Source organism: Streptomyces coeruleorubidus (genome assembly GCF_028885415.1).
Lineage (GTDB): Bacteria > Actinomycetota > Actinomycetes > Streptomycetales > Streptomycetaceae > Streptomyces > Streptomyces coeruleorubidus_A.
On the sequence record NZ_CP118527.1, the window covers coordinates 8,369,864 to 8,388,719 of the forward strand.

Genomic DNA, 18,856 nt, shown 5'->3' on the forward strand with positions numbered 1-18,856 from the left:
CAGCCACTCATCAGCGACCGGCACCACCTGAAGGTTGTCGTCGATGACCGTCCAGTACCGAACTCCAGACGGCAAATCCACAGGAGGTTGTTCTCGCGGGCTCCGGTCAGGGTGATGACATCGTGCGTGACGGCATCGCGCCTGACGACATCGTGCTGGAAGCCGGTCATGCCGGCGACGCTAGGCGGAAAACCCGACAGCCTCTGGCGTGATTTCCTTCAGTTCTCCGTCCTCCAGCAGCAGCCAGCGCGTGATGCCGATCGACTCCAGGAACGGCAGGTCGTGACTGGCCACGATCAGCGCCCCCTCGTACGACTCCAGCGCCGTGGTCAGCTGCCGCACGCTCGCCATGTCGAGGTTGTTGGTCGGCTCGTCCAGCATGAGCAGTTGCGGCGCGGGCTCGGCCAGCATCAGCGCGGCCAGCGCCGCCCGGAAGCGTTCGCCGCCGGACAGCGTCGCCGCCTTCTGGTCGGCCCGGGCGCCCCGGAACAGGAAGCGGGCCAGCCGCGCCCGGACCCGGTTCTTGGTGGCGGCCGGCGCGAACCGGGCGACGTTCTCGGCGACCGTCAGTTCCCCGTCGAGGACGTCGAGCCGCTGCGGCAGGAACCGCAGCGGGACGTGCGCCTGCACCTCGCCCGACTCGGGAGCCAGCTCCCCGGTGATCGTGCGCAGCAGCGTGGTCTTGCCCGCGCCGTTGCGTCCGACCAGCGCGACCCGCTCGGGACCGCGCAGGTCGAGACCGCCCTTCACCCGGGCGCCGTACCGGAGCCCGAGATCCTGGAGGGTGAGGACCGTACGCCCCGGCGGCACCGCCGTGTACGGCAGGTCGACGCGGATCTCGTCGTCGTCCCGCACGGCCTCCACCGCCTCGTCCAGCCGCTCCCTGGCCTCGGCGAGCTTCTCCTCGTGCATGATCCGGTGCTTGCCCGCGGATACCTGGGCCGCGCGGCTCTTCAGCTTCATGACGGCCCGGGGTTCGCGCTTGGTGTCGTACATCTTCTGGGCGTACCGCTTGCGACGCGCCAACTTCACCTGGGCGTCCGTCAGTTCCCGCTTCTGCCTGCGGAAGTCGGACTCGGCGACGCGCACCATGCGCTCTGCCGCCTCCTGTTCGATCGCGAGGGCCTCCTCGTAGTCGGAGTAGTTGCCGCCGTACCAGGTCACCTCGCCGGAGCGCAGGTCCGCGATCTGGTCGACCAGGTCCAGCAGTTCCCGGTCGTGGCTGACGACTACCATCACGCCCGGCCAGGACTCGACGGCCGCGTACAGCCGCCTGCGCGCGTACAGGTCGAGGTTGTTGGTCGGCTCGTCCAGCACCAGCACGTCGGGCCGGCGCAGCAGCAGCGCGGCCAGCCGCAGCAGTACCGACTCGCCGCCCGACACCTCGCCGATCGTGCGGTCCAACTCGACGTGCCCGAGGCCGAGTTCTCCGAGTGTGGCCAGGGCGCGCTCCTCTACGTCCCAGTCGTCGCCGACGGTCTCGAAGTGCGCCTCGGCCACGTCACCCGCCTCGATGGCGTGCAGCGCGGCCCGCCGCTCTGCGATGCCGAGCGCCTCGTCGACGCGCAGGGTGGTGTCGAGGGTGACGTTCTGCGGTAGGTACCCGATCTCGCCGAGCACGCGGACGGTGCCGTCGGCCGGGGCGAGTTCACCGGCGATCAGCTTCAACAGGGTTGATTTCCCCGACCCGTTGACGCCGACCAGGCCGGTCCGGCCCGGGCCGAAGGAGACGTCGAGGTCCTCGAAGACGGGGGTGCCGTCGGGCCAGGTGAAGGCGAGGGAGGTGACGGTGATGGAAGTAGGCATGCGGGCCTCTTTCGCGGTTGCTTGATGCGGTCAGGGGCAAACGCGTATCGAGACACCTGCGACCAGGACGGAGGGCTCCAGGGGCATGAGAAAATCCCCGTACCGCTCAGGACGGCTCGAACGCCGAGGTCGCACGCAGCGCACCCACCTGATGTGGGTGACGCGGTGTCTCAGGACCTCAGACGAGCAACGTCCTTCTCCAATCGGCGGCAACAGGACGCTGTACAACGTACGAGGGGGCGTCGGGCCTGTCAACGAATTAACGTGGAACCCGATCTCCCGGCCCCGAGGAGGCCCCGTGCCCAACGGCCCGCTCTCGCTGCCGGCCAGGCTCTGCCTGCTGGCCTGGGACCCCGCGCGGGCGGCGGGCACCGGCGCCGCGCATCCGCCCGGCCCGGTACGGGCCGGTGCCCTCACCGAGCTGGCCCGGCGCGGACTGCTCGTCGACGAGGACGGCATCGCCACGCCGGTCGACCTGGACTCCCGCACGGGTGACGCGGTCCTCGACGGGCTGCTGGAACTCGTCCGCGAGTCGTGCCCGCACCCCTGGCGGACCTGGGTGACGCTGCGGTCTCGGGTGACCCTCGACGCGGTGCGGGAGCAACTGGTGGCCGAGGGGTATCTGCGGGCGGAGAAGAAGCGGGTCCTCGGGGTGTTCCCGTCCGTGGAGTACGCGCTGGAGCGCGCCGCCGTCGTGGAGGCGCTGCGGGAGGAGACGCGTCAGGCCCTCCAGGGGCCGGTGCCGGTCGCCGAGGTCTGCGAGCGGGACGCGGCGGTCGTGACGCTGGCCGCCTCGGCGGAACTGCTCCCCGCAGCAGACGTCCGCGCCCACGAGCCGCGCCTGCGGGAGCTGGCGGAGCGTGCCGTGGCGTCGGCGCCCGGGCTCGGCGAGATCGTCCGCGAGATCCGTACGGCGCTCGCCGCGACGGCGACGGCGACCGCTCCACCCTGACTCGCGTCCACGTCGGATTCCTGCCAGCCACGGGCCATCAGCCGCTGGTTGAGTTGCCCGCATGACGAACCAGACCGATCGAGCCCTGGCCTTCGGCGCCCTGCACGTCCCCGGGACCCCGCTGGTCCTGCCCAACGCCTGGGACGCGGTGAGCGCCCGGCTCGTCGAGGACGCCGGTGCGGCGGCGGTGGCGACGACCGGCGCCGGGCTCGTCTGGGCGCTCGGCGCGCCGGACGGCGAGCGGGTGGACCGTGCCACGGCCCTCGCCGCCGTCGCCCGGATCGCCGAGGCCGTGACCGTCCCCGTGACGGCGGACATCGAGAGCGGCTACGCCGAGGACACCGAGGGCGTCGCCGATACCGTCCGCGCGGTCCTCGCCGCGGGAGCGGTGGGGGTGAACATCGAGGACGCGCTGTACGGCGCCGGAGCGGGCGGTCCGCTGCGGGACGTCGGAGAGCAGGCCGAACGGATCGCCGCCGTCCGCGAGGCATCCGACGCCGCAGGCGTGCCGCTGTTCGTCAACGCCCGGACCGACACCTTCCTGAGCGGCGCCGGGGGAGTGGACCTCACCCTGGAACGGGCCGCCGCCTTCCGCTCCGCCGGCGCCGACGGCATCTTCGTCCCCGGGGCCGTCGACCCGGGAATCGTCAAGGAACTGGTGAACGGCGTCGACGGGCCGCTGAACGTCATGGCAGGACCCGGCGCCCCGACGGTCGCCGAACTGGCCGCCCTGGGCGTCGCCCGGGTCAGCGTGGGCTCGGGCGTCGCCCAGGCCGCCCACGCCCTGGTCCGCCGGGCCGCGCGGGAGCTGCTGGACACGGGGACGTACCGGTCACTGGCGGACGGACTCGACTACGGCGAGATCAACGCCCTGCTGGAGCGGGGACGTTAGCTCGGCACGCGCGGCTCAGCACGCGTCGCGCATCAGCTCCGCCAGGCCGTGGTCCAGATCCAGCTGGAGGTGCTCCAGGCCGACCGGCACCAGCTCGCTCGTGGCCTGAAGGAACCGGCGCACCTCGCTGGAGCGGACGTGTACGACGGCGGTGCCCTCGGGGGCGTGGAACTCCAGCACCGTACGGTCGTACCCGTACGGCCGCACCCGCACGTCGCCGTGGCCCTCGGCGTTCTTGAGGCCCGCGGCGAGCAGCTCGCGGGAGAAGGTCCAGCAGACCTCGACGCCCTCCAGCGTGGCCGGGGCGGGGAAGGTCATGCGGACGGCGAACGGATCACGTCGGTCGTAGTGGAGCGTCGCGGGAATGTTCGGCATACGCGGCGCGGCGGCGACGAGGCGGGCCTCCACGGGCTGCTCGATGACGAAGGACAACGCCTTGCTCCCTTGTGACGGCTGGACGGACTTCCGGGCGTATGAGACCGGGGCACTGGAAGAGACGACGGAATCAGCCGATCCGTGCACACGAATGGCGAGTGACCTCTGTCACCGCGTTCATGCACCGGAGTGACGTGGCTCTCCTCGTGTGCCCCGCAGGGCATTTGTGGCGCGCGCCGGAACACCCGGAGCGTCCGCGAGGCCATCTGGACGGCGCCGGGGCGGTGGGCTAGCTTCGCCGGCCATGAGGCGCTTGGGGAGCACGCGACCGACGGGACGGACACGGAGCAGGGCGACCGGAGTGGCGGCGGGCGTGGCGGCACTGGTCGCACTCGCGGCCCTGACAGCCGTACCGGCGCAGGCGCACGAGCCGGAGCGCCGGGTGCCGCACTGGGAACTCAAGGACACCGGCGCCCCCGGCGTACGGTTCCGCGGCCTGTCCGCCGTCAGCCGGGACACCGCCTGGCTCGCCGGGACCTCCGGCACCGTCCTGCGCACCACCGACGGCGGCGCCACCTGGCGGAACGTCTCGCCCCCGGGTGCGGCGGAGTTGCAGTTCCGGGACGTCGAGGCGTTCGATGCGCGCCGGGCCGTGGTCCTGGCCATCGGCGAGGGCGAGGCGTCCCGCGTGTACCGCACCGACGACGGCGGAGCGACCTGGACGGAGTCCTTCCGCAACCCCGACCCGAAGGCCTTCTACGACTGCCTCACCTTCTTCGACCACCGCCACGGCCTCGCGATGAGCGACCCGGTGGACGGGAGGTTCCGCATCCTGTCGACCCGCGACGGCGGCCGCACCTGGAAGGTGCTGCCGGACGAGGGCATGCCGGCCGCGCAGGAGGGCGAGGCCGGATTCGCCGCGAGCGGCCAGTGCCTGGTCGCCTCCGGGCCGAAGGACGTCTGGCTCGCCACCGGAGGGGCCGCGCACGCGCGCGTGCTGCACTCCGCCGACCGGGGCCACACCTGGACGGCCACCGACACGCCCCTCCCGGCGGGCGACCCGGCCCGCGGCGTCTTCGCACTGGCCTTCCGCGACCGCACCCACGGTCTCGCCGTCGGCGGCGACTTCACCGCCGACCGGCCCTCACCGAACGCCGCCGCGCGCACCGGCGACGGGGGCCGCACCTGGCGCACCGCCGCCGCGCCCCCGCCTGCCTACCGCTCCGGCGTCGCCTGGCTCCCGCACAGCCGCACCGCCGCCCTCGCCGTCGGCCCCACCGGCACCGACCTCACCACGGACGCCGGCCGCACCTGGCGCACGGTCGACACGGGCTCCTACGACACCGTCGACTGCACCCCGGACCAAGGGTGCTGGGCCGCCGGCGAAAAGGGGCGGGTTGCCCGCCTGGAGCATTGAGCATGCGGTATGTCCTGATTGTTGGCAGTGTGGGTACTCGTTCACTGAAGCTGAAAGGAAGTGAGCGGTCATGCCACGCGGTTCGAGCTCCAAGCGGGAGCGCCAGTACGAGCACATCAAGAAGAGTGCGCAGGACCGGGGCGAGAGCACCGGCCGCGCCAAGGAGATCGCCGGGCGGACGGTGAACAAGGAACGCGCCCGCTCCGGCGAGTCGAAGACGGCCAGCCGTACCTCCACCAAGGACATGTCGTCCGGCAAGCGCGGCGGCCAGCGGTCCGGCCAGGGCTCCCAGGGCCCCACCTACGACCAGCTGTACCAGGAGGCCAAGCGCCGCGGCGTCGAGGGCCGTTCCAACATGAACAAGAGCCAGCTCCAGCGCGCGCTGGGCAAGTGAGTCGCAAGCCCCCGAGGCCGGCGGGACTCCTGAGCCCCGCCGGCCTTCGTGCGACCCCTGGGCGCAGCGGCCCGTAGGCTCAGCAGCCCGACGTCCTGACCGGCCTGATCGGCGTCGCCAAGAACCCCTTCACCTTCGCCTACGACGACCCGGAGACCCCGCGCGGCAGCACCACCGCGCTGCTCGCCGGCTCCGAGGAGGTCGGCCGCGCTCTGCGCACCCGCGACGGCGTCAAGCCGGTCTTCGTCTCCGTCGGCCACCGTGTGACCCTGACGAACGCCTGCGCCCACACCCTCGCGCTGGCCCCCGAGTACCGCCTCCCCGAGACCACGCGCAGGGCGGACGCGCTCTGCCGGAAGGCGCTGCGGGAGACCTATTCCGCCTGATCGGCCACGCGCCAGCGGCCCACCTCGCGGTACTCCGAGTCGTAGATGACCGACCCGTCCCCGGGCCGGAGCGCGTAGTGGCGCAGATTGCCGCCCCAGTACCTGAGGATCCGGCCCAGCTCGCCCGCGGGGTCCTCGGTCAACGCCGCGTCGTCCATGGTGACTTCGAGAAGGAACTTCATGCCTTCAATGGTTTCATTGAACTCCTTCTTGGCACTTTTCGAGCTGTCGCCAGGAGTGGAAGGCGGAAAGTCTCAAACCGGGGGGAGGGGTCTACCCAGGGCGGGGCGGCAGATCTGAGTACCGGCTCTGAGTACCTGTACGGATGCCTGGCCCCCACCCCCGTCGGCAGGCTGGGGCGCATGACAACGCACCGCGCCCCCAAGCCTGTTGCCGGCCCGACCCAGACCGTCGAGCGGGCCGTCACCATAGGGCTGATCCTCGCCGTGCTGGCGGGGCTCGGCTGGATCGCCGGCATGATCTACACCATCGCCGAGTGGCCGCTGTAGGACCTTTGGCCGCTGTAGGACCTTTGGTCGCTGTAGGACCTTCAGTGGGTCGACGCGACGCGGAAGCGGATGCCCGCCGCGCGCAGCCGGCCGAGCAGCGCGTCGCCCATCGCCACCGCCGTGGTGACCTGACCCGCCGTCTCCGGAAGGTCGTCGAAGGCCAGGCACAGCGCCGACTCGGCGAGCATCTTCGCCGTCTCGTCGTAGCCGGGATCGCCGCCCGAGACCTCCGTGTACACCCGCCGGCCGCCGCCCTCGCCCACGAAGCGCAGGGAGAACCAGCTCTTCGCCCGCTTCTCGGGGCTCGGCCCGTCCCCGGGCCTGAGCCGGCCGGACAACCAGCGCCGCGCCGGCGGCACCTGGGCCGCCGCCACCAGGGCGCCGACGGTCGCCACACCGCCCACCGCGACGGGCAGGTGCCGGACGGCCGCGTACTGCCGGTAGCGGAAGTCGGGACCGTACCGGTCGAGGGCCGAGGCCGACCGCCGCACGATCTGCGGGTCGATCGTCGGCATCGGCAGCGCCCACGCGCCCACCTCCTTGGCGAACCGCGGCGCACCCGCGGGTGCCGACGCCCGCCGGCCCACCAGCCGCGGCTCGTGCCGCCGCCGGTCCCGCGCGGCCGCTGCCATCTCCCGCTGCCGCGCGAACTGGTTGAGCGCGGAGGCGAAGGTCCCGCCCGAGAACGCGGCGTCGGCGGTCACGAAACCCTCCACGGTCAGCGGCACGTCCTCGGGCAGCTGCCGCACGGTGAAGTACACGCCCAGGTCGTGCGGGATCGAGTCGAAGCCGGCGGCGTGCACCAGCCGTGCCCCGGTCTCACGCGCGCGTGCGTCGTGCCGGACGTACATCAGGTCCACGAACTCGGGCTCGCCGCACAGGTCGAGGTAGTCGGTCCCGGTGTCCGCGCAAGCGGCGACGAGTTCCTCGCCGTACGTGATGTACGGGCCGACCGTCGTGGCCACCACGCGCGCGTGCTCGGCGAGGGCGCGCACCGAGGCGGGGTCGGAGACGTCCGCCCGCAACACCCCGACCTCCGCGCCGCCGGGCAGCCGCTCCCGCAGCCGCTCCAGCTTCTCGGCGCTGCGGCCCGCGATCGCCCACCGCAGCCCCTCGGGCGCGTGGGCCGCGAGGTACTCCGCGGTGAGCGTTCCGGCGAAACTCGTGGCTCCGAAGAGCACGATGTCGTACGGACGGTCGGTCCTGTTCAGCCTGCTCATGACACCCCTCGGTCGTGCAGCCCGTGCCGCTGTCGGTGGCCGAGGCTAGCGTGAGGAGTGCGGAGCCCGACGACGAGCCCGGAGGACGACGATGGCCGTGCCCAGGAATGCCCTGAAGAAGTGGGAGAAAGTGCGCGCGTTCGCGCTGGGGCTGCCGGGTGCCGTCGAGGAGTTCCCCTGGGGTGAGTCCGTCGCGAAGGTCAACAAGAAGGTGTTCGTCTTCCTCGGCGTCGAGGACGGCAGCTACCCCCTGGGTATGACGGTGAAGCTCAAGGACGAGACGGCCCACGCGCACGCGCTGGCCTGCCCCGGCGCCGAGCCCGCCGGATACGGCCTGGGCAGGGCGGGCTGGGTGAGCATCCCCCTGGAGCGGCAGGACGCCCCGGCCGCGGAGGTGCTCTGCGACTGGGTGGAGGAGAGCTACCGGGTGATCGCTCCCAAGCGGCTGATAGCGGAACTGGACGGGAACTGACGCGTCGGGCAGATTGCTAAGCGCTTGCTCGTTCAGGTCTTGTGTCGAGTGGAACGTGTTCTTAGCATCACTGGTGTTACATCAGATGTGTCACAGCACTGGGGGCTGGATGGCCACGGCAAGGACGCCAGGACACGGCCCGCTGACCGGCGTGCGCGTCGTCGAGCTGGCCGGTATCGGGCCCGGCCCGTTCGCCGCCATGCTCCTGGCCGACCTCGGCGCCGACGTCGTGCGCGTGGACCGCCCCGGCGGCCCCGGCCTCGGGATCGACCCGGCGTGCGACGTCACCAACCGCAACAAGCGCTCGGTGGTCGTCGACCTGAAGTCCCCGGACGGCCCCGCCCGTGTGCTCGACCTCGCCGCGCGGGCCGACGTCCTGGTCGAGGGCTACCGCCCCGGCGTCGCCGAGCGCCTCGGCGTGGGACCCGAGCCCTGCCACGCCCGCAACCCGGCGCTCGTCTACGGTCGGATGACCGGCTGGGGCCAGGACGGCCCGCTCGCCGACCGCGCCGGGCACGACATCGCGTACATCGCCCCCACCGGCACGCTCGGCATGATCGGCCGGCCGGACGAGCCGCCGGCGGTCCCGGCCAACCTGCTCGGCGACTACGCGGGCGGCTCCCTCTACCTCGTCGTCGGCGTCCTCGCCGCCCTGCACCACGCCCGCGCGACCGGCACCGGGCAGGTCGTCGACGCCGCCATCGTCGACGGCGTCTCCCATCTCGCCACGATGATCCACGGCATGCTCGCCGCCGGCGGCTGGCAGGACCGCCGCGGCGCCAACCTCCTGGACGGCGGCTGCCCGTACTACGGCACGTACGACACTGCCGACGGCCGGCACATGGCCGTCGGCGCCCTGGAGCCGCGGTTCTACGAGGAGTTCCTCGCCCGCCTCGGCGTCGAGGGCCAGTCCGCCGCCCGCAAGGACGTCACCCGGTGGGGTGAGCTGCGCGAACAGATCGCCGCCCGCTTCAAGACCCGGACCAGGGACGAGTGGACGGCCGTCTTCGAGGGCACCGACGCGTGCGTGGCGCCCGTCCTGTCGCTGCGCGAGGCACCGCACCACCCGCACCTGGCCGCCCGCGGCACCTTCACCGACCACGGCGGCATCACCCAGCCCGCCCCGGCCCCCCGCTTCTGCGCGACCCCGACCTCCGTCCGCACCGGCCCGGCCCGGCCGGGCGCCGACACGGCGGACGTCGCCCGGGACTGGGACGTTCCCGGGCTGCTCCCAGCGTCCCGAAACCCTCAGCGAAAGGCCTCCTCGTGAGCACCGAAGCGTATGTCTACGACGCGATCCGCACCCCGCGCGGGCGCGGCAAGGCAGGCGGCGCCCTGCACGGCACCAAGCCCATCGACCTGGTCGTCGGACTCATCCACGAGATCCGCGCCCGCTTCCCGGACCTGGACCCGGCTGCCGTCGACGACATCGTGCTCGGCGTCGTCGGCCCGGTCGGCGACCAGGGCTCCGACATCGCCCGGATCGCCGCCATCGCCGCGGGGCTGCCCGACACGGTGGCCGGCGTGCAGGAGAACCGCTTCTGCGCCTCGGGCCTGGAGGCCGTCAACCTGGCCGCCGCCAAGGTCCGTTCGGGCTGGGAGGACCTGGTGCTCGCGGGTGGTGTCGAGTCGATGTCCCGGGTGCCGATGGCCTCCGACGGCGGCGCCTGGTTCAACGACCCGATGACCAACCTCCAGGTCAACTTCGTGCCGCAGGGCATCGGCGCCGACCTGATCGCCACCATCGAGGGCTTCTCCCGGCGCGACGTCGACGAGTACGCGGCCCTCTCCCAGGAGCGGGCGGCCACCGCCTGGAAGGAAGGCCGCTTCGAGAAGTCCGTCGTAGCGGTGAAGGACCGCAGCGGTCTCGTCGTCCTCGACCACGACGAGCACATGCGCCCCGGCACCACCGCCGACTCGCTCGCCAAGCTGAAGCCGTCCTTCGCGGACATCGGCGAACTCGGCGGCTTCGACGCGGTCGCGCTCCAGCAGTACCACTGGGTGGAGAAGATCGACCACGTCCACCACGCGGGCAACTCCTCCGGCATCGTCGACGGCGCCTCGCTCGTCGCGATCGGCTCCAAGGAGGTCGGCGAGCGCTACGGCCTCACGCCCCGCGCGCGGATCGTCTCCGCCGCCGTCTCCGGCTCCGAGCCCACCATCATGCTCACCGGCCCCGCCCCCGCCACCCGCAAGGCCCTCGCCAAGGCCGGACTGACCATCGACGACATCGACCTCGTCGAGATCAACGAGGCGTTCGCGGCGGTCGTGCTGCGCTTCGTGCGGGACATGGGCCTGTCCCTGGACAAGGTCAACGTCAACGGCGGCGCGATCGCGCTCGGCCACCCCCTCGGCGCGACCGGCGCCATGATCCTCGGCACGCTCGTCGACGAACTCGAGCGCCAGGACAAGCGCTACGGCCTCGCCACGCTGTGCGTGGGCGGCGGCATGGGCGTCGCGACCATCGTCGAGCGCATCTGACCACCTCCCGACGGATCACACGGAGCACTCCACATGAGCACTGAGTCCACCACCATCCGCTGGGAACAGGACCGCACCGGCCTCGTCACCCTCGTCATCGACGACCCGAACCAGTCCGCGAACACCATGAACCAGGCGTTCCGCGACTCGCTCGCGGCCGTCACCGACCGCCTGGAGGCAGAGAAGGACACCATCCGGGGCGTCATCATCACCTCGGCGAAGAAGACCTTCTTCGCCGGCGGCGACCTGCGCGACCTGATCCGGGTCACGCCCGAGACGGCCCAGGAGCTGTTCGACGGCGGCATGGCCATCAAGCGGAACCTGCGCCGCATCGAGACCCTCGGCAAGCCGGTCGTCGCCGCGCTCAACGGCGCCGCCCTGGGCGGGGGTTACGAGATCGCCCTGGCCTGCCACCACCGCGTCGCCCTCGACGCGCCCGGCTCCAAGATCGGCTGTCCCGAGGTCACCCTCGGCCTGCTGCCCGGAGGCGGCGGCGTCGTGCGCACCGTCCGCCTGCTCGGCATCGCCGACGCCCTGCTGAAGGTCCTCCTCCAGGGCACCCAGTACAGCCCGCGCCGCGCCCTGGAGAACGGCCTCGTCGACGAGGTGGCGCAAACCCAGGAGGAACTCCTCGAAAAGGCCCGCGCCTTCATCGACGCCAACCCCGAGTCGCAGCAGCCCTGGGACAAGCCGGGGTACAAGATCCCGGGCGGCACCCCCGCGAACCCCAAGTTCGCGGCGAACCTGCCCGCCTTCCCGGCCACCCTGCGCAAGCAGACGAACGGCGCCCCCTACCCGGCCCCGCGGGGCATCCTCGCCGCAGCCGTCGAGGGCTCCCAGGTCGACTTCGAGACGGCCCAGGTCATCGAGGCCCGCTACTTCGTGGAGCTCGCGGCCGGGCAGACGTCGAAGAACATGATCCAGGCCTTCTTCTTCGACCTCCAGGCCGTCAACTCCGGCGCCAACCGCCCCAAGGACGTCGAGCCCCGCCAGGTCCGCAAGGTCGCCGTCCTCGGCGCCGGGATGATGGGCGCGGGCATCGCCTACTCCTGTGCCCGCGCCGGCATCGACGTCGTCCTCAAGGACGTCTCCCTGGAGGCGGCCGTCAAGGGCAAGGGCTACTCCGAGAAGCTCTGCGCCAAGGCCGTCGCCAAGGGCCGTACGACGCAGGAGAAGGCCGACGCGCTGCTCGCCCGCATCATCCCCACCGCCGAGGTGCGGGACCTGGCGGGCTGCGACGCCGTCATCGAGGCCGTCTTCGAGGACACGTCCCTCAAGCACAAGGTGTTCCAGGAGATCCAGCACGTCGTGGCGCCCGACGCGCTGCTGTGCTCCAACACCTCCACCCTGCCCATCACCGCGCTCGCCGAGGGCGTCGAACGCCAGGCCGACTTCATCGGACTGCACTTCTTCTCGCCGGTCGACAAGATGCCGCTCGTCGAGATCATCAAGGGCGAGCGCACGGGGCAGGAGGCCCTGGCCCGCGCCTTCGACCTGGTCCGGCAGATCAACAAGACCCCGATCGTCGTGAACGACTCGCGCGGCTTCTTCACCTCCCGCGTCATCGGCCACTTCATCAACGAGGGTGTCGCCATGGTCGGCGAGGGCATCGAGCCCGCGTCGGTCGAACAGGCCGCCGCCCAGGCGGGCTACCCGGCCAAGGTGCTGTCCCTGATGGACGAGCTGACGCTGACCCTGCCCCGAAAGATCCGCGCCGAGACGAAGCGGGCGGTCGAGGAGACGGGCGGCACCTGGACGGCCCACCCCGCCGAGGCCGTCATCGACCGCATGGTCGACGAGTTCGGCCGCACGGGACGCAGCGGCGGCGCCGGCTTCTACGACTACGGGGAGGACGGCAAGCGCACCGGACTCTGGCCGGGCCTGCGCGAGCACTTCACCAAGCCCGGGTACCGGATCCCGTTCGAGGACATGCAGGAGCGCATGCTCTTCTCCGAGGCGCTGGACACCGTCCGGCTGCTGGAGGAGGGCGTGCTCACCTCCGTCGCCGACGCCAACATCGGCTCGATCTTCGGCATCGGCTTCCCGGGCTGGACGGGCGGCGTGCTCCAGTACATCAACGGCTACGACGGCGGCGCCGGGGCAGGGGTCGGCCTGCCCGGATTCGTGGCACGCGCGCGTGAACTCGCCGAGCGGTACGGCGACCGCTTCAACCCGCCCGCGCTGCTGGTGGAGAAGGCGGAGAAGGGGGAGCGGTTCAGCGACTCAGTCCGAGCCTGACGTGCCTGAAGGCTTGGTCAGCCATTCGCCCAGCTCTTCCTTCAGCGACCGCTGAAAGGCGGTGAGGAGCGCCTGCACCACCAGGGGGTGTATGTGAGCGGACAGGGACCGCACGTCCCGCGCGTCGCGCTCCGCCACCTCGCCGCGGAAGAGCCGGGAGAGTTCACGGGCCGCGGCGCGCGAGTGTTCCAGGAGAACCTTGCGCGCCGCGAAGATCGCCTCCTGGGAGAGCGGCACGTCCAGCAGCCCGACGCCCAGCCGCAGCAGACCGAGGTCGGCCTCGTACCCGTCGTCCCCTGGCCGGAGCACGTCCATCGCGACCAGCCGCTCGACGTCCTCGTCGCCGAGCGGCCGCCCGGCCCGCCGCTCCAGTTCCTCCCGCGTGACCGTCTCGACGGCGTCCGGCGCCCAGGAGGCGACCACCGCCCGGTGCACGGCGAGGTCGCGCGCGGTCAGGTCCGGCGGCAACTGGCGCAGATGCCGATCGATGCCCGCCAGCGTCATGCCCTGGTGCTGCAACTCCTCGATCAGCGCCAGCCGGGCCAGATGCTCCCGCCCGTAGTGCCCCACGCGCCGGGGGCCGAGCACCGGCGGCGGCAGCAGCCCCTTCGTGCCGTAGAAACGGACCGTGCGCACCGTGACACCGGCCCGGGCCGCCAGTTCGTCGATCGTGAGGGTCGGTTCCTCGGTGTCGGTCGTCATGTGCAGCAGTATCGCTGTCTCACCAGTGCTGTGAAACCTCGTCCGCATCCCTTCATGACCATGAAGTGAATGCCGAGGGGCGGCTGTGCCTCTCCCTGGTGGATCTTGTAAGAAGTGACGCTCTGTGATGCTCGTCACCGTGTGCGAGCGACTCGGTGTGGGAAGGTGCTGCCTCGGTCTGTGCCGCGTCACAAGGGTGGTACGGGCCACTGCACTGTACGGACCCCGGGCCCACGACGTCCGGGGCGATCCAGAGAGTGGAACCACCCGTGAGCAAGGACGCCGTGAACACGGCTGCGGCCACGCCGCGTACCGATGCGGCCCAGGTGCCCGCGGACGCGGGCGACGCCGGGTACAGCAAGGACCTCAAGGCCCGCCACGTCAACATGATCGCCATCGGCGGGGCCATCGGCACCGGCCTCTTCCTCGGAGCCGGCGGTCGCCTCCACAACGCGGGCCCGGCACTGGCGATCGCCTACCTGGTCTGCGGCATCTTCGCCTTCTTCGTGGTCAGGGCCCTCGGCGAGCTCGTGCTCTACCGCCCCTCCTCGGGCTCCTTCGTGTCGTACGCGCGCGAGTTCCTCGGCGAGAAGGGCGCCTACGTCGCCGGCTGGATGTACTTCCTGAACTGGTCGACCACCGGCATCGCCGACATCACCGCGATCGCGCTGTACACGCACTACTGGAGCATGTTCACCGACATCCCGCAGTGGGTGCTCGCGCTGGCCGCCCTCGCGGTCGTGCTGGCCGTGAACCTGATCTCGGTGAAGATCTTCGGCGAGATGGAGTTCTGGTTCGCGATCATCAAGGTCGCGACGCTGGTCGGCTTCATGTTCATCGGCATCTTCCTGTTGGCCACCCAGCACGAGGTGGGCGGCCAGACGCCGGGCCTGAGTGTCATCACCGACAACGGCGGCGTCTTCCCGCACGGCATGATGCCCGTCGTCCTCGTCATGCAGGGCGTGATCTTCGCGTACGCCGCGCTGGAGCTGGTCGGTGTCGCCGCGGGCGAGACCGCCGAGCCGGAGAAGGTCGTCCCGCGCGCGGTGAACTCGATCATGTGGCGGGTCGGCCTCTTCTACGTCGGCTCGGTCGTCCTGCTGGCCCTCCTGCTCCCCGGCTCGCTCTACTCGGCCGACCAGAGCCCCTTCGTCACGGTGCTGTCGAAGATCGGCGTCCCGGCGGCGGGCGACGTGATGAACCTGGTCGTGCTGACCGCCGCGATGTCCTCGCTGAACTCGGGCCTGTACTCCACGGGCCGCATCCTGCGCTCCATGGCGATGGCCGGCTCCGCACCGAAGTTCACCGCCCGCATGAACCGCAGCCAGGTCCCCTACGGCGGCATCCTGCTGACCTGCGCGGTGTGCGTGCTCGGCGTCGGCCTGAACTTCCTCGTGCCGGCCCAGGCCTTCGAGATCGTGCTGAACGTCGCCTCGCTCGGCATCATCAGCACCTGGGTGATCATCATGATCTGCCACCTGGTCTTCGTCCGCCGCGCCAAGGCGGGCCTGGTCACCCGCCCCTCCTTCCGCCTCCCCGGCAGCCCCGTCACGGAGATCACCACGATCGCCTTCCTGCTGGCCTGCCTCGGCATGATGTGGAACGACCCGGAGGTCGGCCGCAAGACGCTGCTGCTCATCCCGCTGATCGCGGTCGCGCTGGTCGCGGGCTGGTTCGGCATCCGCCGCCGGGTGTCGCAGACGGCCGACCAGGAGCTGTCGCAGTTCACGAAGTAGCGGGCAGGAAGCAGCAGGCCAGGGCCACTGTCAGTGGGAGCGCCTACGGTGGCGTCATGTCGGGGATCAGGTATGTCCGGGGTGACGCCACCGTTCCGTCGGTGAAGGGCGTCAAGGTCATCGCCCATGTCTGCAACGACATCGGGGGCTGGGGCAAGGGCTTCGTCCTGGCGATATCGCGCCGCTGGCCCGAGCCGGAGGCGGCGTACCGGGCGTGGCACCGCGGCCGCGCGGCGAACGACTTCGGGCTGGGCGCGGTGCAGCTCGTCCAGGTCGAGCGGTACGTGTGGGTGGCCAACATGATCGGCCAGCGCGGCACCAGGACCGGCAGCAAGGGCGTCCCCGTCCGCTACGAGGCGATCGACTCGGCGCTGGAGGCCCTGGCCGAACGGGCCGGCGACCTGGGCGCGACCGTCCATATGCCCCGCATCGGCTGCGGTCTCGCCGGCGGCAGGTGGTCCCGGGTCGAGCCGTTGATCGAGGAGCGGCTGATACGGCGGGGGATACAGGTGACGGTGTACGACCACGGGGACTGACCGGCCTCGGCTCAGCCCTGGCCGTCCCTGTCGAACGCCCGGACCAGACAGTCGCCGAGGCGCTGCGCGATCGCCGCGCCGGGGTCCAGCCGGGGGTTGAAGATCGCCACGTCGAGGCCGACGGCACCGCCGCCGGACAGGGCCGTGCGCAGGACGGTCTCCAGCTCCTGCCAGGTCAGCCCGTCCGGGAGCCGGTAGTCGACGGCGGGCATGACCGCGTCGTCCAGTACGTCGACGTCGAGGTGGATCCAGTACCCGGCGCCCGCGCCGTCGCCGGTCAGCAGCCCGACCGCGCGCCGGGCCGCCTCGCCCGCCCCCAGGGCGCGCACGGTGTCCAGCTCCAGCGCGTGCAGCGCGGACGGCAGCGGCTGCATCCCGTACGCCGCGGACTCCTCCGCGTCCCGGAACCCCAGCGCGACGACGTCCTCGTCCCGTACCAGCGGACCCCGGCCCTCCAGGTCGGCCAGCACGCGCGGACCGCGCCCGGTGGCGAGGGCGAGCTCCATGGAGGCCACCTCACCGGCCGGTTCCGCCGAGGGCTGGTAGAAGTCGGTGTGCCCGTCGAGGAACAGCAGACCGTGCCGGCCCCGGCGGCGCAGCGCGAGCAGGTTGCCGAGCAGCACGCTGCAGTCGCCGCCCAGCACGACGGGGAACCGGCCGTCGTCGAGGACACCGGCTACGGTGTCGGCCAGTGCGGTGGAGTATGCGGCGATGCCGCCGGGGTTCAGGACACCGGTGTCCACATCCCGCTTCGGGTCGTACGCGGGCGGCTCGACTCGCCCCGCCGGTACCGCTCCGAGGGCCTCGGCCAGCCCGGTTTCGAGCAATGCCGTCGGGAGATCCTCGACGCCGGTCGGGCGCAGCCCGAGTACGGACGGGGCCTCGATGATCGCCAGGTTCCGCACCTCAGGCTCCTTCGTCAGCAGCCTTGTTCACGCCGCCGGGCCCATACGGCCAGTGCGTATGGGCCCACCGTAGGCCGAGGGGCGGCGTTCAGCACGCCAGGTGCGTGCGCGACTGGGAGGGCGTTGCGCAGCTCGGCGCGACGAGGTGCCGCTGCGCCCATCCTCCCCCAAGCTCTCGGCTTCGCTCGAGCAGGGGGGACCCCCATCGCCCCAGCGGCACGATTGCCCGCAGCCAGGGCGGAACAAAGCACCTCAGTGCCCGTGCCCCTCGTGTTCCCCGTGGTCCGCATGGTCCGCACCCGCGTGCTCGTGCACACCGTTCGTCGCCGCGATCTTCTTCCACGACTTCGGCTGCGCCACCGTCCCGTCGGCCTTCGCGACCGCCGCGGCCCGAGCCGCCGGCGCCCCCGGCTTCGACGGCTGGTACAGCCACGTGTCGAACAGAGCGGCCAGGGGCTTGCCGGACACCTCCTCGGCGTACCGCTGGAAGTCGGCGACCGACGCGTTGCCGTGGGCGTACTTCCGCGGCCAGCCCTTGAGGATCGCGAAGGACGCCTCGTCGCCGATCTCGTTGCGCAGCGCCTGGACGGCCAGTGCGCCCCGGTCGTACACCGCGATGTCGAACTGGTTCTCCGGCCCAGGGTCGCCGGGCTTCACCGTCCAGAACGGGTCGTCAGCCGGATGCGAGGCGTACACGTAGTCGGCGAGTTCCTGTGCCGTGCCCTCGCCCTCGTGCTCGGACCACAGCCACTGCGCGTACCGTGCGAAGCCCTCGTTGATCCAGATGTCCTTCCAGTGCTTGAGCGACACGTCGTCGCCGTACCACTGGTGGGCCAGCTCATGGACGACGAGGGTGACGTTCGACCCGTTCGCGAACTGCCGCGGGCTGTAGTACGGCCGGGTCTGGGTCTCCAGCGCGTACCCGGTGGTGGTGTTCGGCACGTATCCGCCGAGCGCGTTGTAGGGGTACGGCCCGAAGTAGCCGGTCAGCCAGTCGGCGATCTCCCCGGTCCGTTCGATGCTCGCCCGCGCCGCGCCGGCGTGGCCGCCCAGGTCCTTGCTGTAGGCGTTGAGGACCGGAATGCCGCTCTCGGTGGTGCCGGTCGTGATGTCGAACTTGCCGACCGCGAGCGTGGCGAGGTAGGTGGCCTGCGGTTTGTCGGAGCGCCAGTTCCAGCGGGTCCAGCCGAGGCGTGAACTCGTCGACTGGAGCGTGCCGTTGGAGATGGCCTGTGTGTCGTCGGGGACCAGCACCGACACGTCGTAGGTGGCCTTGTCGAGCGGGTGGTCGTTGCTCGGGAACCACCACGCCGCCGCCTCGGGCTCGTTCGCCGCGACGCCCCCGTCCGGGGTGCGGTGCCAGCTGGTGAAGCCGTACGCCTTCTTCGACGACGGCACGCCGCGGTAGCGCACGACGACCGTGACGGGCGTGCCCTTGGCCAGCGGAGTCTTCGGGGTGATCTCCAGCTCGTGCTCGCCCGACGTCCTGAACGACGCCTTCGCGCCGTTGACACGCACCTCGCCGACGTCCAGCAGGAAGTCCAGGTTGAAGCCGGACAGGTCCTGCGTGGTGCGGGCCACGAGGGTCGCCGTGCCCTCGAGTTCGTCCGTGGCCGGCTGGTACTTCAGCCTGAGGTCGTAGTGGGAGACGTCGTAACCGCCGTTGCCGTAGGCCGGGTAGTAGGGGTCACCGATCCCCGGTGCGCCGGGGGAGCGGGGCGCGGCCGATGCCGGGATCGCCAGCAGGAGAACGGCCGCGGCCAGGGCTCCCGGCGCGATGATTCTGCGGTGCACGCAAAACTCCAAGTCGTAGGGTCCCGAAGTCTGTCCGGAGC

At 71.5% G+C, this 18,856-nt stretch carries 18 protein-coding genes and 1 pseudogene; 12 read left to right on the forward strand and 7 right to left on the reverse strand.

What is annotated here, in order from left to right; all coding sequences use genetic code 11:
• Positions 1–180 precede the first annotated feature (180 nt).
• The gene (locus PV963_RS38590) at positions 181–1,806 is read right to left on the reverse strand and encodes an ABC-F family ATP-binding cassette domain-containing protein (protein WP_274821088.1); all 1,626 of its coding nucleotides are present in this window, start codon (positions 1,804–1,806) and stop codon (positions 181–183) included.
• A gap of 298 nt (positions 1,807–2,104) precedes the next feature.
• Here PV963_RS38590 and PV963_RS38595 point away from each other — a divergent pair, with 298 nt between their 5' ends.
• Positions 2,105–2,758, forward strand: a complete 654-nt coding sequence (locus PV963_RS38595; protein ID WP_274821089.1) for a GOLPH3/VPS74 family protein — start codon at positions 2,105–2,107, stop codon at positions 2,756–2,758.
• 61 nt (positions 2,759–2,819) lie between these two features.
• The gene (locus tag PV963_RS38600) at positions 2,820–3,650 is read left to right on the forward strand and encodes an isocitrate lyase/PEP mutase family protein (RefSeq protein WP_274821090.1); all 831 of its coding nucleotides are present in this window, start codon (positions 2,820–2,822) and stop codon (positions 3,648–3,650) included.
• Between the two features lie 15 nt (positions 3,651–3,665).
• On the opposite strand, the gene PV963_RS38605 is transcribed toward PV963_RS38600, so the two are convergent.
• Positions 3,666–4,082 (reverse strand): SsgA family sporulation/cell division regulator, encoded by a 417-nt coding sequence (locus tag PV963_RS38605; protein WP_274821091.1) that lies wholly within the window; start codon positions 4,080–4,082, stop codon positions 3,666–3,668.
• Positions 4,083–4,329: 247 nt separating this feature from the next.
• Between PV963_RS38605 and PV963_RS38610 the strand changes: the two genes are divergently transcribed.
• The 3 genes and pseudogenes from PV963_RS38610 to PV963_RS38620 all read left to right on the forward strand — a co-directional run.
• On the forward strand, positions 4,330–5,442 hold the full coding sequence (locus PV963_RS38610; RefSeq protein ID WP_274821092.1) for a WD40/YVTN/BNR-like repeat-containing protein: 1,113 nt from the start codon (positions 4,330–4,332) through the stop codon (positions 5,440–5,442).
• A gap of 70 nt (positions 5,443–5,512) precedes the next feature.
• Complete coding sequence (locus PV963_RS38615) at positions 5,513–5,836, forward strand: plasmid stabilization protein (RefSeq protein ID WP_274821093.1); 324 nt, start codon at positions 5,513–5,515, stop codon at positions 5,834–5,836.
• A gap of 92 nt (positions 5,837–5,928) precedes the next feature.
• Positions 5,929–6,222 (forward strand): annotated as a pseudogene (locus PV963_RS38620) (endonuclease V); the annotation flags it as partial.
• On the opposite strand, the gene PV963_RS38625 reads toward PV963_RS38620, so the two are convergent.
• The gene (locus PV963_RS38625) at positions 6,210–6,404 is read right to left on the reverse strand and encodes a hypothetical protein (protein ID WP_274821094.1); all 195 of its coding nucleotides are present in this window, start codon (positions 6,402–6,404) and stop codon (positions 6,210–6,212) included. The pseudogene PV963_RS38620 and the gene PV963_RS38625 overlap by 13 nt on opposite strands.
• Before the next feature lie 180 nt (positions 6,405–6,584).
• Here PV963_RS38625 and mmpA point away from each other — a divergent pair, with 180 nt between their 5' ends.
• Entirely contained in the window at positions 6,585–6,731 is a 147-nt protein-coding gene (gene mmpA / locus PV963_RS38630; RefSeq protein WP_010042861.1) for a morphogenic membrane protein MmpA, read from the forward strand.
• Positions 6,732–6,772: 41 nt separating this feature from the next.
• On the opposite strand, the gene PV963_RS38635 is transcribed toward mmpA, so the two are convergent.
• The gene (locus tag PV963_RS38635) at positions 6,773–7,951 is read right to left on the reverse strand and encodes a saccharopine dehydrogenase family protein (RefSeq protein ID WP_274821095.1); all 1,179 of its coding nucleotides are present in this window, start codon (positions 7,949–7,951) and stop codon (positions 6,773–6,775) included.
• A gap of 91 nt (positions 7,952–8,042) precedes the next feature.
• On the opposite strand from PV963_RS38635, the gene PV963_RS38640 reads away from it, so the two are divergent.
• The 4 genes from PV963_RS38640 (at position 8,043) to PV963_RS38655 (ending at position 13,142) form a co-directional block, all read left to right on the forward strand.
• Positions 8,043–8,423: an MmcQ/YjbR family DNA-binding protein gene (locus tag PV963_RS38640; RefSeq protein WP_274821096.1), complete on the forward strand. Its 381-nt coding sequence runs from the start codon at positions 8,043–8,045 to the stop codon at positions 8,421–8,423.
• A gap of 109 nt (positions 8,424–8,532) precedes the next feature.
• Positions 8,533–9,693, forward strand: a complete 1,161-nt coding sequence (locus PV963_RS38645; RefSeq protein ID WP_274821097.1) for a CaiB/BaiF CoA transferase family protein — start codon at positions 8,533–8,535, stop codon at positions 9,691–9,693.
• Positions 9,690–10,904: an acetyl-CoA C-acetyltransferase gene (locus PV963_RS38650; protein ID WP_274821098.1), complete on the forward strand. Its 1,215-nt coding sequence runs from the start codon at positions 9,690–9,692 to the stop codon at positions 10,902–10,904. Before PV963_RS38645 ends, PV963_RS38650 begins: the two co-directional genes overlap by 4 nt.
• A 33-nt stretch (positions 10,905–10,937) precedes the next feature.
• A complete protein-coding gene (locus PV963_RS38655; RefSeq protein WP_274821099.1) occupies positions 10,938–13,142 on the forward strand; it encodes a 3-hydroxyacyl-CoA dehydrogenase NAD-binding domain-containing protein in 2,205 nt (734 codons plus the stop codon).
• Here the strand turns inward: PV963_RS38655 and PV963_RS38660 are convergent.
• The gene (locus PV963_RS38660) at positions 13,128–13,844 is read right to left on the reverse strand and encodes a MerR family transcriptional regulator (RefSeq protein WP_274821100.1); all 717 of its coding nucleotides are present in this window, start codon (positions 13,842–13,844) and stop codon (positions 13,128–13,130) included. The two genes, PV963_RS38655 and PV963_RS38660, sit on opposite strands and share 15 nt — an antisense overlap.
• Positions 13,845–14,113: 269 nt before the next feature.
• Here PV963_RS38660 and PV963_RS38665 point away from each other — a divergent pair, with 269 nt between their 5' ends.
• Positions 14,114–15,580 (forward strand): amino acid permease, encoded by a 1,467-nt coding sequence (locus tag PV963_RS38665; RefSeq protein WP_274821101.1) that lies wholly within the window; start codon positions 14,114–14,116, stop codon positions 15,578–15,580.
• Positions 15,581–15,636: 56 nt separating this feature from the next.
• Positions 15,637–16,116, forward strand: coding sequence for a macro domain-containing protein (locus PV963_RS38670; RefSeq protein WP_274821102.1), 480 nt, complete (start codon positions 15,637–15,639; stop codon positions 16,114–16,116).
• Between the two features lie 11 nt (positions 16,117–16,127).
• On the opposite strand, the gene PV963_RS38675 is transcribed toward PV963_RS38670, so the two are convergent.
• Both PV963_RS38675 and PV963_RS38680 read right to left on the reverse strand, forming a co-directional pair.
• The gene (locus tag PV963_RS38675) at positions 16,128–17,021 is read right to left on the reverse strand and encodes an arginase family protein (RefSeq protein ID WP_274821103.1); all 894 of its coding nucleotides are present in this window, start codon (positions 17,019–17,021) and stop codon (positions 16,128–16,130) included.
• Positions 17,022–17,273: 252 nt separating this feature from the next.
• On the reverse strand, positions 17,274–18,815 hold the full coding sequence (locus PV963_RS38680; RefSeq protein WP_274821104.1) for a M1 family metallopeptidase: 1,542 nt from the start codon (positions 18,813–18,815) through the stop codon (positions 17,274–17,276).
• Positions 18,816–18,856: the final 41 nt, after the last annotated feature.

Excerpts from the sequence above, each read along its gene's own strand:
- PV963_RS38590 (WP_274821088.1), bottom strand. The coding sequence starts at position 1,806 with ATGCCTACTTCCATCACCGTCACCTCCCTCGCCTTCACCTGGCCCGAC.
- PV963_RS38600 (WP_274821090.1), top strand. The coding sequence starts at position 2,820 with ATGACGAACCAGACCGATCGAGCCCTGGCCTTCGGCGCCCTGCACGTC.
- PV963_RS38610 (WP_274821092.1), top strand. The coding sequence starts at position 4,330 with ATGAGGCGCTTGGGGAGCACGCGACCGACGGGACGGACACGGAGCAGG.
- PV963_RS38615 (WP_274821093.1), top strand. The coding sequence starts at position 5,513 with ATGCCACGCGGTTCGAGCTCCAAGCGGGAGCGCCAGTACGAGCACATC.
- PV963_RS38625 (WP_274821094.1), bottom strand. The coding sequence starts at position 6,404 with ATGAAGTTCCTTCTCGAAGTCACCATGGACGACGCGGCGTTGACCGAG.
- mmpA (WP_010042861.1), top strand. The coding sequence starts at position 6,585 with ATGACAACGCACCGCGCCCCCAAGCCTGTTGCCGGCCCGACCCAGACC.
- PV963_RS38635 (WP_274821095.1), bottom strand. The coding sequence starts at position 7,951 with ATGAGCAGGCTGAACAGGACCGACCGTCCGTACGACATCGTGCTCTTC.
- PV963_RS38640 (WP_274821096.1), top strand. The coding sequence starts at position 8,043 with ATGGCCGTGCCCAGGAATGCCCTGAAGAAGTGGGAGAAAGTGCGCGCG.
- PV963_RS38645 (WP_274821097.1), top strand. The coding sequence starts at position 8,533 with ATGGCCACGGCAAGGACGCCAGGACACGGCCCGCTGACCGGCGTGCGC.
- PV963_RS38655 (WP_274821099.1), top strand. The coding sequence starts at position 10,938 with ATGAGCACTGAGTCCACCACCATCCGCTGGGAACAGGACCGCACCGGC.
- PV963_RS38660 (WP_274821100.1), bottom strand. The coding sequence starts at position 13,844 with ATGACGACCGACACCGAGGAACCGACCCTCACGATCGACGAACTGGCG.
- PV963_RS38670 (WP_274821102.1), top strand. The coding sequence starts at position 15,637 with ATGTCGGGGATCAGGTATGTCCGGGGTGACGCCACCGTTCCGTCGGTG.